Annotated in this window: 9 protein-coding genes; 6 read left to right on the plus strand and 3 right to left on the minus strand. The window is 72.1% G+C overall.

Annotated elements, in window-relative coordinates; genetic code table 11:
- The first annotated feature begins 273 nt into the window (after positions 1-273).
- The 4 genes from NQZ70_RS49915 to NQZ70_RS49930 all read left to right on the plus strand — a co-directional run bounded on the left by NQZ70_RS49915 (position 274) and on the right by NQZ70_RS49930 (position 6,761).
- Positions 274-2,265, plus strand: a complete 1,992-nt coding sequence (locus NQZ70_RS49915) for an ABC-F family ATP-binding cassette domain-containing protein (protein WP_129580512.1) — start codon at positions 274-276, stop codon at positions 2,263-2,265.
- A 112-nt stretch (positions 2,266-2,377) separates the two neighbouring features.
- On the plus strand, positions 2,378-2,638 hold the full coding sequence (locus NQZ70_RS49920) for a hypothetical protein (RefSeq protein WP_129580513.1): 261 nt from the start codon (positions 2,378-2,380) through the stop codon (positions 2,636-2,638).
- A gap of 52 nt (positions 2,639-2,690) precedes the next feature.
- Entirely contained in the window at positions 2,691-4,226 is a 1,536-nt protein-coding gene (locus NQZ70_RS49925; RefSeq protein WP_129580514.1) for an Eco57I restriction-modification methylase domain-containing protein, read from the plus strand.
- 273 nt (positions 4,227-4,499) lie between these two features.
- Entirely contained in the window at positions 4,500-6,761 is a 2,262-nt protein-coding gene (locus NQZ70_RS49930; protein ID WP_129580515.1) for a S46 family peptidase, read from the plus strand.
- A gap of 45 nt (positions 6,762-6,806) precedes the next feature.
- On the opposite strand, the gene NQZ70_RS49935 is transcribed toward NQZ70_RS49930, so the two are convergent.
- The 3 genes from NQZ70_RS49935 to NQZ70_RS49945 all read right to left on the minus strand — a co-directional run bounded on the left by NQZ70_RS49935 (position 6,807) and on the right by NQZ70_RS49945 (position 10,019).
- On the minus strand, positions 6,807-8,327 hold the full coding sequence (locus NQZ70_RS49935) for an ATP-binding cassette domain-containing protein (protein WP_129580516.1): 1,521 nt from the start codon (positions 8,325-8,327) through the stop codon (positions 6,807-6,809).
- A 204-nt stretch (positions 8,328-8,531) separates the two neighbouring features.
- Positions 8,532-9,296 (minus strand): SDR family NAD(P)-dependent oxidoreductase, encoded by a 765-nt coding sequence (locus NQZ70_RS49940; protein WP_129580517.1) that lies wholly within the window; start codon positions 9,294-9,296, stop codon positions 8,532-8,534.
- 54 nt (positions 9,297-9,350) lie between these two features.
- A complete protein-coding gene (locus NQZ70_RS49945) occupies positions 9,351-10,019 on the minus strand; it encodes a TetR/AcrR family transcriptional regulator (protein WP_129580518.1) in 669 nt (222 codons plus the stop codon).
- Between the two features lie 189 nt (positions 10,020-10,208).
- On the opposite strand from NQZ70_RS49945, the gene NQZ70_RS49950 reads away from it, so the two are divergent.
- On the plus strand, positions 10,209-11,402 hold the full coding sequence (locus NQZ70_RS49950; protein WP_129580519.1) for a serine hydrolase: 1,194 nt from the start codon (positions 10,209-10,211) through the stop codon (positions 11,400-11,402).
- A gap of 1,422 nt (positions 11,403-12,824) precedes the next feature.
- Complete coding sequence (locus tag NQZ70_RS49955) at positions 12,825-14,036, plus strand: cytochrome P450 (protein ID WP_129580520.1); 1,212 nt, start codon at positions 12,825-12,827, stop codon at positions 14,034-14,036.
- Positions 14,037-14,061: the final 25 nt, after the last annotated feature.

Below are 14,061 nucleotides of genomic sequence, written 5' to 3' on the forward strand. Positions count from 1 at the left end.
CGCGGTACTTGTACGTGGTTGGCGGCTCCTCTGCCAGCGTCACGGCGCCGCTCATGGACGTCGCCATGAGCGGCTGAGTGGCACCCGCGCGCCTCGGGCCTCCAGCCGGCGAGCGCGCGGCCGATCGAGGCGAGCAGCCTGCGCAGCGGCGCGCCGGCGAGGTGCCGCGCCGCCGCCCGCGCTCGGGGCGTCGAGGCGCGTTGAGGCGCGTCGACAGCGCCTTCGCAGCAAAGCGGGCCCATGTGGCAGCCGCTGCGCTAAGCTCCGCGCCCTGTGCCCGTCCTCACCGCTCACGATCTCCACAAAGCCTTCGGCCCGCAGACCATCCTCGACGGCGTCACCGTCACCATCCGCACGGGCGAGCGCGTCGGCCTCGTCGGACTGAACGGCTCCGGCAAGAGCACGCTCGCCCGCATCCTCGCGGGCGTCGAGCAGCCGGACAGCGGCACCATCTCCCGCCGCCGCGGCGCCGAGATCGGCGTGCTCTCCCAGGACCCGGTCTTCGAGCCGTCGGACACCGCGCGCGACGTGGTGCTCGCCGGGCTCTCCGCGTGGCACGCCGCCAAGGCCCGCCACGACGAGGTGAGCCGCGCGCTGGCCGCCGGCTCGGGCGACGCCGAGGCGCTGCTCGCCGAGCAGGCCGAGGCCGCGGCCGACGTCGAGCGGCTCGGCGGGTGGGACATGATGCACCGGGTCGACGCCATCATCGGCCACGTCGGCGTCACCCGGCCCGACGCGCCCATGAGCGTGCTCAGCGGCGGCGACCGCCGGCGCGTCGCCCTCGCCCGCCTGCTCGTCTCGCGGCCCGCCCTCGCCGTGCTCGACGAGCCCAGCAACCACCTCGACGTCGAGACCGTCGAGTGGCTCGAGCGCTACCTCGTCGAGGAGCACCCCGGCGCCCTCCTCCTCATCACCCACGATCGCTACCTGCTCGACCGGGTCGTCGAGCGGACGCTCGAGATCGACAAGGGCAAGGTCTACAGCTACGACGGCGGCTACGAGGAGTACCTCGAGCAGAAGGCCGAGCGGCTCGCGCTCGAGGCCCGCACCGAGTCGAACCGGCAGAACTTCCTGCGCACCGAGCTCGAGTGGCTGCGGCGCCAGCCGAAGGCGCGCACCGGCAAGCAGAAGGCGCGCATCCAGCGCGCCGAGACGACCAAGGCCGCCCCGCCGCCGAAGGCCGAGCGCACCGCGCAGCTCTCGGTCGAGTCGGTGCGCACCGGCAAGACCATCCTCGAGCTGAAGAAGCTCGGCCTCGCGGTCGACGGCAAATGGCTCGTGCGCGGCCTCGACTTCTCCCTGACCAAGGGCGAGCGCGTCGGCATCGTCGGCCGCAACGGGACGGGCAAGACCACGATGCTCCGGGCGATCCTCGGCCAGCTCGAGGCCGGCGCCGACGGCGCGGCGCTCTCCGACGCGGACGGGCCCACCATGGAAGGCGAGGTCGTGCTCGGAAAGAACACGAGCGTCGCCTACTTCGACCAGCACCGCAGCGGGCTCGACCTCGAAAAATCGATCTTCGAGAACATCGCGGGCTCGCACACGCGCGTCGAGGTCGGCGGCCGATCCATGGACGTGCGCAGCTACCTGGAGCGGTTCCTCTTCGATCCGAACAAGGCGCGGCAGCCGGTGGGCTCGCTCTCCGGCGGCGAGCGGGCGCGGGTCGCCCTGGCGAAGATGCTCACCCAGAGCGTCAACGTGATCATCCTCGACGAGCCCACGAACGACCTCGACGTGATGACCCTGGCCGCGCTCGAGGAGATGCTCATCGAGCTCGACGGCTCGGCGCTTGTCGTGACCCACGACCGCTGGTTCCTGAACCGGGTGGCGACCTCGATCCTCGCGTTCGAGGGCGGCGGCCGGGTGGTGCGGTACGCGGGCAACTACGACGCCTACCGCGAGCAGCGGGCCCACACCGCGGCCGAGGCGGAAGCGGAGGCGGCGGCGCGGGCCGCGAAGCTGCAGGCCGCGGAGCCCCGGCCGGCGCAGGCGGCGGCGAAGCCCGCGGCGCGGGCCGGCGACAAGCCGAAGCTCACGTTCGCCGAGCGGACCGAGCTCGAGGGCATCGTCGGGCGGATCGACGCGGCCGAGCAGAAGGTCGCGGAGCTCGAGGCCAAGCTCGCCGATCCGACGCTCTACGCGAGCCGCGGCGCGGACGTCGCGGGGCTGCTCTCCGAGCTCGATCGCGAAAAGCAGGAGGCCGCGCGCCTCGTCAGCCGGTGGGAGGAGCTCGAGACGAAGCGCGAGGCCGCCGGCAAGGGGTGACCGGCCGCGCCGGCGCGGGGGGCGACGGGCCTCGCCGAGGCGTGGGCGACCGGCCGCGCCGGCGCGCGCGACGGCCCTTGTCGGCGCTCGGCCGCCCGGCGACCATGGCCCCATGATGACCGTGTTCGAGGTGTACCTCGCCCCGGGGACAGCCACCGCCAACCTGCTCAGCGCCGAGGTGCTGCGCGAGACCGGCGCGCAGATCATGACGCTCCAGGAAGCGGAGCAGGTCGGCTTCCACGGCCTGCAGGCGCTGGACGGCGCCGGCGACGTCCGGCTCATCGCCGTGCGCGCGCGCGACGCGGCCTGGATCCACCGCTGCCTGGAGACCAGCGGGGCGGTCGTCTCGTTCCGGGCCCACCAGGTCGACTGAGCCGCCCCAGCGCGACCCGCGCGGGCCCCCCGGCACCCATGGCGGCCAGCCGATGAGCGCAGCCCGAGAGCTCCGGCGCTCGCCGCCGGCGCCCCTGCTCCAGACGGTCGATCGCCTCCGAGCGCAGGCGTCCCCGCGCCTCGACCCCGCCCGGCGATCCGAGCTCGGCCAGTTCCTGACGCCCCCCCGGCTCGCCTCCTTCATGGCGTCGCTCTTCCAGCGCCTCGGCGGGTCCCTCCGCGTCCTCGACGCCGGCGCGGGCGTCGGCTCCCTCACGGCGGCGCTCGTCGCCGAGGCGTGCTCCCGGCCCGACCCGCCGACGGACATCGTCGCCCTCGGCTACGAGCTCGATCCCGTGCTGGTAAAGCATCTTTCCCAAGCCATGCGCGCGTGCCGCGACGCTTGCCGCGCGGCGGGCATCGCGTTCCACGGGCGCGCCGTCCGCGCCGACTTCATCGCCGCGGCCGTCGACGAGCTCTCCCTGCCCGGGCCGCGCGCGCGCTTCACCCACGCGATCCTCAATCCGCCCTACAAGAAGCTCGGCGCCGGCTCGGCGGCCCGGCGCGCGCTGCGCCGCGCCGGGATCGAGGCGAGCAACCTCTACGCTGCGTTCCTGGCGCTCGCGGTGCGCGTCCTCGAGCCCGGCGGCGAGCTCGTCGCCATCACGCCGAGGAGCTTCTGCAACGGCCCTTATTTTCGCGCCTTCCGCGAGCTGTTCCTGCGCGAGATGTCGCTCCGCCGGGTGCACGTCTTCGAGTCGCGGACGGCGGCGTTCGCGGAGGACGACATCCTGCAGGAGAACGTCGTCGTCTGCGGCGTGAAGGGCGCGCCGCCGGGCGCCGTGCTCGTCTCGTCGAGCAACGGCCCGGACGACGGGCCGATCGCGGCGCGGGAGGTCCCCCTCGCCGAGGTGGTGCGGCCGGGCGACCCGGAGCGCTTCATCCACGTCGTCCCGGATCAGGCCGGGAAGGACGTGGCGGACGCGTTCGCGCGGCTGCCCGCGCGCCTCGCCGATCTCGGCCTCTCGATCTCCACGGGCAAGGTCGTGGACTTCCGCGCTCGGGCGTTCCTCCGCCCGGACCCCGCGGCGGACGCCGCGCCGCTCATCTACCCCGCGCACCTCGACGCCGGCGTGGTCCGCTGGCCGAGGCCCGGCAAGAAGCCGAACGCCCTGGTCGACTGCGCCGCGACAGCCCACCTCTGGATGCCGAGCGGGACCTATGTCGTGGTCAAGCGCTGCTCCTCGAAGGAGGAGCGCCGGCGCATCACGGCGGCCGTGTTCGATCCGGAGGTGGTGCCCTGCGCGCGCGTGGGCTTCGAGAACCACCTCAACGTCTATCACCGGGGCGGCGCTGGGCTGCCGCCGCTCCTCGCGCGCGGCCTGCGCGCGTTCCTGAGCTCCACGCTCGTGGACGCGTATTTCCGGCAGTGGAGCGGCCACACGCAGGTCAACGCCGCCGACCTCCGGCGGCTCACGTATCCCGCGCTGGAGACGATCGAGCGGCTCGGCGCCCGCGCCGGCGATCGCGCCCTCGGCCAGCGCGAGATCGATCGCGCCGTCGAGGAGGCGCTCGGCGCGGGCCCGTGAGGCGCCCTCCCCGGGGGCGACCCGCCGGCATGCCGTGATTGCCAGTCCGGCGCCGGACGCAGAGAACATGGCGTTTCGGCGGGCGCGCCGAAGCCGGCGAACCTCGCCTTCGGGGACATCGACGAGAGCCGGTGTCCATCGCCACGAGGGGAATGCTCTCTCCGAGGAAAATGGCGAGTCTCATGCGCGCGCGTGGCTCGCTTCACCGCATCTCGCGCTGTGCGAAAGATGCGGTCTGGTTGCTTTATCGACCGGCGATGGTAACAACACCGCATGTTTCATTCCTCTCTGCGTGGTCACGCGCTCCTCGCGCTCTTCGCTCTCTCCGCGCTCGCGCCGGGCTGCGGATCGGAGCGGCCGCAAGCGGGCGATACGAAGCCGCCGGCCTCGGGGCCCGGCCAGGGGACGCCGTTCGAGAACCCCGGCGGGATGTGGATGCCCGAGCAGATGGCGCAGCACAAGGATCAACTCGAGGCGCTCGGGCTCGAGATCGATCCGGCGTCGCTCGCCGACCCCACGTCGTCCCCGCTCGGCGCGGTGGTGAGCCTCGGCGGCTGCTCGGCGTCGTTCGTCTCGCCCGACGGGCTCATCGCGACGAACCATCACTGCGCGACGCGGGCGCTCCAGTACAACTCCACCCCGGACCAGGATCTCCTGACGAACGGCTACCTCGCGAGGACCCGCGCCGAGGAGCGGTGGGCCGGCCCCACCGCGCGCGTCTTCGTGACCCGCGCCTTCCGCGACGTCACCGGCGAGGTGCGGCGCGGCCTCGAGGCGATCCCGGACGATCTCGAGCGCTATGAGGAGATCGAGCGGCGCAAGAAGCGGCTCGTGGCCGCGTGCGAGGAGGGGCGCCCGGAGCTCCGCTGCTCCATCGCCGAGTACTTCGGCGGCGGCCAGGTCTCCTTGATCGAGCAGCTGGAGATCAAGGACGTCCGCCTCGTCTACGCCCCGCACGAGGCCATCGGCAACTTCGGCGGCGATATCGACAACTGGCGCTGGCCGCGCCACACCGGAGATTTCTCCTTCTTCAGGGCCTATGTCGGCAAGGACAACCGCCCGGCGAGCCACGCGGACGACAACGTCCCTTACCGCCCGGCGCACCACCTGAAGCTCGCCTCCGCGCCGCTCCACCAGGGCGACCTGGTGATGGTCGCCGGCTATCCCGGCACGACGAACCGGCTCCGGACCGCGGCGGAGGTGGAGTCCGCCGTGTCATGGCAGTACCCGAAGCGGGTGTCGTTCTACGAGGAGTCGATCGCCCTCCTGGAGGATCTCGGCAAGAACGACCCGGCGGTGCGCATCAAGGCGCACTCCACCATCCAGGGCTACAGCAATTACCTGCTCAAGACGCGCGGCCTCCTCGAGGGGCTGGTCCAGGGCGGCCTGGCCAAGGAGAAGGCCAAGCTGGAGGGCGAGCTCAAGGCCTGGATCGACGCCGACCCGGAGCGCAAGGCGGCCTACGGCGGCGCGATCGAGGAGATCGCCGCGCTCCACGCCGAGCAGCGGAAGACGCGCGACCACGACGCGGCCGTGGGGGAGATCCTCTCGTCCGCGCGGCTCCTCGACGCCGCCGTGACCCTCGTGCGCATGGCGGAGGAGCGGTCCAAGCCGGACGCCGAGCGCGAGGCCGAGTACCAGCAGCGCAACTGGGAGCGGCTCGAGCAGGCGCAGGTGTCGCTGCAGAAGTCCTACGACCGCGGGATCGATCGGAGCACCTTCAAGCTGGCCCTGAAGCGCGCGCTGCGGCTCGATCCGAAGGACAGGCCGGCGCTCGTCGGGAGCCTCGCGGGCGGGGTGCCGCCGACCGAGGCCGCCCTCGGCGCGGCCGTCGACGCCCTCTATGAAAAGACGGCGCTCGAGGACGCGGCGACCCGGGTCAAGCTGCTCAAGACGGCGACGACCGAGGAGCTCAAAGCGAGCGGGGATCCGATGATCCGCCTGGCCCTCGCGCTCGCGCCCATCGACAAGGCCATCGAGGCCCGCGACAAGGCCTACGCCGGCGCGATGACCCTCGTGAAGCCGCGCTTCGTCGAGGCGCTCCGCGCGTACCGGGGCGGCATGCTCGCGCCCGACGCGAACGGCACCCTCCGCGTCACCTACGGCACGGTGCGGGGCTACCGCCCGGAGCTCGACAAGCCGGTCTATCGCCCGTTCACCGTCCTCAGCGAGGTCGTGAAGAAGACCACCGGCAAGCCGCCGTTCGACACCCCGGAGGCGCTGCTCGAGGCCGCCCGCGAGCGGCGCTTCGGCCCGTACGTGGACGACGATCTCGGCGAGATCCCGGTCTGCTTCCTCAGCGATCTCGACATCACGAACGGCAACTCCGGCTCCGCCACGCTGAACGCGCGCGGCGAGCTCGTCGGCCTCGCGTTCGACGGCAACTACGAGGCGATGGCCTCCGACTGGCTCTTCATGCCGTCGATCACCCGCACCATCCACGTCGATCACCGCTACATGCAGTGGGTGATGGACGCGGTGTCCGGCGCGGACGCCGTGCTCAAGGAGATGGGCGGCGCGCCCGTCATCCCGTAACTCGGCCCGGACGGCGCCGGCGCGCGATCCGATGCGACCCCATCGTCACGCGCCGGCGTCGTCGGACGAGATCCGCACCTCGCCCTCGGTCACCGTCCACAGGATCGACGTGCAGCTCCTGCCGAACGCCCGGTCGTGGGTGACGAGGAGCAGCGCGCCCGGGTAGTCGGCGAGCGCGCGCTCCAGCCGCTCGATCGAGGGCAGATCGAGGTGGTTTGTCGGCTCGTCCAGCACCAGCGCCCACGCGTGCTGCCCGAGCCCGAGCGCGATCATCAGCTTCCGCGCCTCGCCCGGCGACGGCCGCGCCGACGCGAGCAGCCGCCCCGGCTCCACCCCGAGCGCCGCCACAAGCGACATCACCCGCCCGCGCTCCTCCGGGGGCAGGCGCCGCGCCCGCGCGAGCAGCGCCTGCTCCTCGGCCTCGCCGAGCTCCTGCGGCACATAGAGCACCTTCTCGGCCGGCACCCGCGCGCCCTCGAGCAGCGCCTTCACCAGCGTGGTCTTGCCGCTGCCGTTCGGGCCCGCGACCCGGATGCGGTCCTCGCGGCCGACGCTGAGCCGCACGTCCCGGAGCAGCGCCCGCCCCTCGCCGCCGGCGCGGATCTCGGGCGCGTCGAGCACGAACAGCCACGGCGCGGGCGACCGCTCGTAATCGACGAACACGCTGCGGCCCACGGCCTTCTCGAGCTCGAGCTCCCCCGCCTCGGCCGACACCTTCTCCAGCTTGCGCCGCGTCACGCCCACCGTGCGCGACAGCCGCGCCTCGGCCGCGGCCACCCGGATGCCCGCGAGCATGCCGCGGGCGTCGTGATCGCGCGGGCCCTTGACCCGGTTCTTCGTGCTCCGCTCCGCGTCGGCCGCGGCCTGCGTCCGCCGCTCCTCGCCGAGCCGGCGGCGGAGATGCCGCTCCTCGGCGCGCAGCCGCTGGTGCGCCTCCTCGCGGCCGCGCGCCTCCGCCTCCCAGAGCTCCTTGGCCGCGCTGTACCCGCCGGGGTAGAGCCGCGCCGCGGCCCGGTCGACCCGGATCGTGCCGACCGTCAGCGCGTCGAGGAGCTCGCGATCGTGCGAGACGCACGCGCCGATCCCCTGGAATCCGCCGAGCGCGCCGACGAGCAGCGCCCGCGCGTCCGCGTCGATGTGGTTCGTCGGCTCGTCGAGCAGGAGCACGTCCGGCTCGGCCGCGAGCGCCGCGCCGATCTGCCACCGCTTGCGCTCGCCCGGCGACAGCGTCGCCCAGCGCTCGAGCTCCGACGGGTCGAGGAGGAGCTCGCCGCGCAGCCGGCGCGCCAGGCCGTCCTCGGCCTCGGAGAGCGCGCGGATCGCCGCGTCCGCGTGCTCCACGGCCTGCGGGCAGACCGCGATCGTCGCGCCCCGCGGCTCGACGCGCAGGCCCCCGGCGTCGGGCTCGAGATCGCCGGCGAAGAGGCGGAGGAGCGTGGTCTTGCCGGCGCCGTTCGGCCCGACGATCCCGTACCAGCCGGGCGTGAGGCAGAGATCGACGTCGGTGAGGATCGGGGACGCGTCGGAATAAGCAAACGAGAGGCGATGCGCGCGCAACGACGGCATAAGAGCTCCTGAATCCGAGGGCCACGCGGCCCGGTCACGGGACGGGCGGGCTGCGCCGCGCGCCAGGGCTCATGCGACCTGGCGCGCTCGCGGCCCGCGACGGAGACCGATTCAGGAGCTGATCTTCACCGGAGCACTCTCCTCTTGCGTCAGCCGCACTCTGTAACAGACGGCCCCGGCTCACGCAACCGCCCGCCCCCTCGCTCAGGCGGCCAGGAAGCCGCCGTCGACCGGGAGCGCGGCGCCGGTCACGTAGCCGGCGCCCTCCGAGCAGAGCCACAGCGCGGCGCCCGCGACCTCGTCCTCGGTCGCCATGCGCCCCAGCGGGTGCTGCGCCACGAGCGCCCGCACCAGCTCGGGCGCGAACGCCTCGGCCTGCTCCATCGCGGGCGTGCGGGTGACGCCGGCGCAGAGCGCGTTCACGCGGATCCCCCGGGGCGCGACCTCGAGCGCCACCGAGCGCGTCATCCCGACGACCGCGTGCTTGGACGCGACGTACGCGTGGTGCGCCGCCTTCCCGGCGACGCCGTAGATCGAGCTCATGTTGACGATGGCGCCCCCGCCCGACCCGAGCATCGCCGGGATCTCGTGCCGCATGGCCAGCCAGACGCCGCGGGCGTTCACCGCCATGACGTCGTCCCACACCGCCTGGTCGGCGTCCTCGAGGCGCGCCATGTCGCCGCCCACGCCCGCGCAGTTCGCCGCGACGTCGAGCCGGCCGAAGCGCTGCACCGTCTGCTCCACGGCGCGCCGCACCGAGGCCTCGTCCCGCACGTCGGTCGCCACGAACAGCGCCGGCGCGCCCTCCCGCTCGAGCGCCGCGCAGGCCCGCCGCCCGGCGTCCTCGCCGCGCGCGGCCACCGCGACCCGCGCCCCGGCGCGCGCGAACGCCCGCGCCGTCGCGAGGCCGATGCCGGAGGTGCCCCCGGTGACGAGGGCGACCCGCCCGGAGAAATCGTACGTGATCATGACAGCTCCCTTCCTTGTGAAACCACGCGGCGTCCGCGCCGAGGCCGCGTGGCGCTACGCGGCGTCCGCGCCGAGGCCGCTCCGGATGAACCGCACCGCCTGCTGCGCGAGGCGGCGGCGGCGCTTCGGGCCGAGCTGCTTGCGCAGCGCGTCCGAGGCCAGCACCTCGTGGAGCTCGGCCCCGAGCTCCTGGAGCACGACCTCGGTCAGCCCGGGGCCGACGACGGCGGAGACCAGGCGCGTCGCCACCTCGAGGCTCGTGTCGGTCGCGCGGAGGGCGCCGCTCGCGACGCCCTGCTCGAGCAGGGCCCGGAGCTCGGCGACGCCGGCCTCGCAGATGGCCCGGTGCAGGCCGCGGACCTCGGCGTCCGCCGTCGGGTCCGCGGCCGCGGCCGACAGGCGGGCGAGGCGCGGGTGCTCGACGAGGAACGCCATGCCGCGCTCGATCTGGGCCTCGAGGCGCGCCCAGAAGTCGCCCTCCAGGGCCGCGGCGCCCACGAACTCGCGCTTGCGCCGCGGCGCCTCCTCGGTGAGCAGCCACCGATACAGATCGAGCTTGTCCTCGAAGTACTGATAGAAGCTGCCCTTCGGGATGCGGGCGCGGCGCGCGATCTGCGACAGCGACGCCTCGGCGTAGGTCCGATCCGCGAACTCGGCGATCGCCTCGCGCACGAGGCGGTCCCGCCGCTCCTCGGGCAGCCCAAAGAACGTGCTCTTCGGCATGCGACCGATCAGTCATATGACCGATCGGTCGCATGGTCAAGGAGGCCCGCCGGCCTATGGGCGGGATCGCGGACGCGACCGCGTCGCCGTCCGCGCCGCCAGATGGGCGGTGGCGGGCGAGTTGGGCGATGATGGAGGCGTGAGGGCGGCACCCGCCCCGCGCACCCCCTTTCTACCAAGGACCGATCCGTGACCAGCACCCAGCCGATGATCCAAGGAAGCGTGGCCCCTGGCTTCGAGCGCGTTCGCGACGCGTTCGTCGAGAACCTCACGCGACAGGGCGACGCCGGCGCGTCGTTCTGCGCCTACGTGGACGGCGTCGAGGTCGCCCACCTCTGGGGAGGCGAGGCCCGCCCCGGCGTCCCGTGGACCGCGGACACGCTCGCGTGCGGGGCCGCCGTGGGCATAGGCGTCGCCGCCGTCGTGGCGCAGCGGCTCGCGGACCAGGGGAAGCTCGACGTCGACGCGCCGGTCGCCGCGTACTGGCCGGAGTTCGCGGCGGAGGGCAAGGGCGCGATCACGGTGCGCATGGTCCTCGGCCACAGCGCCGGTCTGCCCTGGTTCCCCGACCCCGAGCTGCGCGTGCGCCTGGACCGCCCCGAGACGCTGCTCGACGACCAGGCCATCCTCCGGCTCATCGAGGCGGCGCCGCCGGTCTGGGAGCCGGGGACGCAGTGTGGTTACCACACGACGACCTACGGCTGGCTCGTCGGCGAGATCGTCCGCCGCATCACGGGCAAGAGCCTGGGGACCTACCTGCGCGACGAGATCACGGGGCCGCTCGGGGCCGAGTACTGGATCGGGCTGCCCGAGGCCGAGCACCACCGGGTCGCGTGGATGAGCCCCGATCCGATCACGGATACCGATCAGTTCTACAAGTTCATCAACGCCGACACGCCGCCCGGCAAGGCGATGTTCATGAGCCCCGGCCGGCGCTTCGGCGACCTGATCCGGGATGGGATGAACCACCCGACGTTCTGGAGGGCGGAGCTCGCGTCCCGCAGCGGGGTGGGGACCGCCCGCGGCGTCGCCCGGCTGTACGCCATGCTCGCCTCGGGGGGAGAGCTCGACGGCGTCCGGGTGGTCTCGGCCGACTCCACGGCTCGCCACACCCAGGTGCAGTACGACGGCAACGACTTCATCTGGGGGAACCCGCTCCGGGTCGGCCTCGGCTACATGCGGCCCTCGGCGAGCGTGGGCATGGGCCCGCACGACGAGGCGTTCGGCCACCCCGGGTTCGGCGGCGCGATCGGCTTCGCGGATCCCGTCTCCCGGGTCGGCTTCGCCTTTATCCCGAACCGCATGGTCCTCGCGCTCACGACCGACGCGCGGGCCGAGACGCTCGCGTCGGCGCTCTACGGGTGCCTGAAGACCGCCGCCTGAGCGCCGGCGGTGGTCGCACGGCCCCGTGCACGTTACCATGGAGTGCCGGAGATCCATGATCTCCTGTTCCCGCCCTCCTCCCGCTCTCCCGCGATGCTGTTGAAATCTCCCCGCCGCCGAGGGCGCTGGTCCTCGGCGGCCGCGCGCGACGCCGCGCCACGTCGCGCCACGTCGCGCCACGTCGCGCCACGTCCACAGCCTGAGGACCCGGCGACGCGGCGTCGCGCGCGGGATGCGGCCAGCCGCGCGCGGGATCGATCGAGCCGCGTCACGGCCGTCGCGACGGCCTCCGGGAACGGCGATCGCGCTCCGGACGGAGCGAGGCGTTCATTTTGCATAGCGAGCGAGCGCGACGTCATGCAGTGCTGTCTCGCTGCAATACGCGTCACATCGAAAGTGAACTACTTCGCCGCCAGCATCTCTGGAAGGGGCCACGGGCGTTCGATCCAACGCATGCCTCAGGCTCTGTCGTCGATGACGCGCGCTCCATGGAGCGCGCGCCGAGGCGACGTGCCCGGGCCCCGCGTCATGCATTCAGAGATGAAACCCGACGTGAGCGCGGCTTTCATTGCTGCACAGTCGCTCCCGAGATCTCATGCGGATCATCCGGTCGTCACGGGCCAGGAGTCGCAATGCATCTCCACCGGATGGCCACTGCAGTGTCGTCCAGGTGCAGCAGGTCTCGCCGACGCCGCCTCCATGGGGATGAACGCGCGTCGGGCACGCAGAAATGTATTTTTATTTACGCTGCCTGGCTGCCATCGTCGGCCACCGCGTTTGCAGACTCGGTATGCGCGCCGCTTCGAACACGCGACTGAACGCGCGCCCGAACACGTGACCGAACGCGTGACCGAACGCGTGACCGACGCGGACGAACGCGCGAACGTCGTCGTGAGGAATTCTCCTACAAAGATTACAGTTGCGCATTTGTCCGCATGGTATATACCACGCTGTCATTAGATGGAGGAGCACCGACGAATCATCGGACGTCCGCAGCAATGAAGAGAGCTTAACGGTTCTCTCGTTGGCTCTGGTCTCATGATGCACCGGGAGATGCCCTCGCTGCAGTCCAGGCGCTCGTGAGTCGCGCGCTCGCATCATCGCGAGCGTGACGACGACCGAGGAACGCGGCCGCGCCGCGCGGGAGCCGAGCCACTGGCTCGCGCCGCGCGGCGGACCGCGAAGCGCCTTGCAGGCGAGCGATGCGCCCAGGTGGCCACGCACCAGAGTATTGTGGATATGCGTCCTGAGTCGTCCGATTCGTGCTCTCTCCAGCGCTAGGCAAGCTGCTCTCGGAGCAGCGTCGACCAACGCCATAGCGCGGCCCAGAACGGCGTCTGAGGCAGTACGAAACTCATGCTGGTGGACGTGCGCCGCCATGGCGTCGCGGCCGTGTCCTCCCCACGTCACAGGAAGAGCGCAATGACTCGACTGAACCTGTTTGCCCCCGATGTGCGAGAGAACCCATACCCCTTCTATGCGGCGCTGCGGCGCGAGTCGCCCGTGTGCCAGGTGGACCCGAACGGGATGTGGGTCGTCACGCGGTACGACGACGTCGTCGCCGCGCTGAAGGATACGCAGGTGTTCTCGTCGGCGGGGCTGCGCCTCGCCTCCGAGCCTCCCTATCTGCGGCGACATAACCCCCTGTCCCGCTCGTTGCTCATGGCGGACCCGCCGCGCCACGGCCAACTGCGTAGCCTTATCAACCGCGCCTTCACCGCGTCCACCGTCGCTTCGCTGGAGCCGCTGATGCGCTCCACGGCCGAAAGGCTCGCCGACGAGCTCGTGGAGCGACGCACGGTCGAGTTCATCTCGGACTTTGCCCTTCGCGCGCAGGTCAGTGTGCTCGCACAGCTGCTCGGGCTCGATCCATCGCTCAAGCAGCACTTCAAGCGCTGGGCGACGGACATCGTCGGCGTCAGCGGCGTCTCGCCTGAGGATCGGGCGCGGCTCGACGAGGTGCGCGGCTCGCTCGACGAGATGGAGCGGTACGCACAGGCTCTACTCGCCAAGCGCCGATCTCAACTCGAGGATGACTGGTTGAGCGATCTCCTGCGAGCCCGGCTGGATAACAACGAGCTCACGGACGACGACCTGATCGGCTTCATTTTTCTGTTCCTGGTCGCCGGGCTGGAGACCACCGTGACGCTCATGACCCAGGTGGTGTTGACGCTAGCTCGGCGCCCCGAGTGGATGGATCGATTGAGAGACGAGCCTGCGCTCATCGCGCCCTTCATCGAGGAGGTCTTGCGTACCGAGCCGCCGATACACGCCACCATTCGGCTCACGCTCGCCGAGACGGAGCTGCGGGGCGTGCGCCTGCCCGCTCAATCCGCCGTGCTGCTGCTCGTCGGCTCGGGCCTGCGTGACGAGGCGCGGTTCCCAGATCCGGACCGCTTCGACCCGGAGCGCCGCGTGCAAGCCAACCTGGCCTTCGGGCATGGTGCCCATTTCTGCGTCGGGGCTCCCCTGGCCAGGACACAAGCCCGGGTGGTGCTGGAAGAGCTCCTGCGGAAGGTTCGTCGCTTCGAGCTCCGAACCGAGCGCCTCGATTGGAATATGTCCCTCAACACTCGCTGCCCGCTAGAGCTTCCGGTCGAGGCGGTCTCTCGCCCATGGGCACAGTGCGCGTGAGCGACGGATTTGTCTTGCCGCTTGA

The sequence above is a fragment of the Sorangium sp. So ce836 genome, from assembly GCF_028553905.1.
In the GTDB taxonomy this organism is placed as follows: Bacteria; Myxococcota_A; Polyangia; order Polyangiales; family Polyangiaceae; genus Sorangium; species Sorangium cellulosum_D.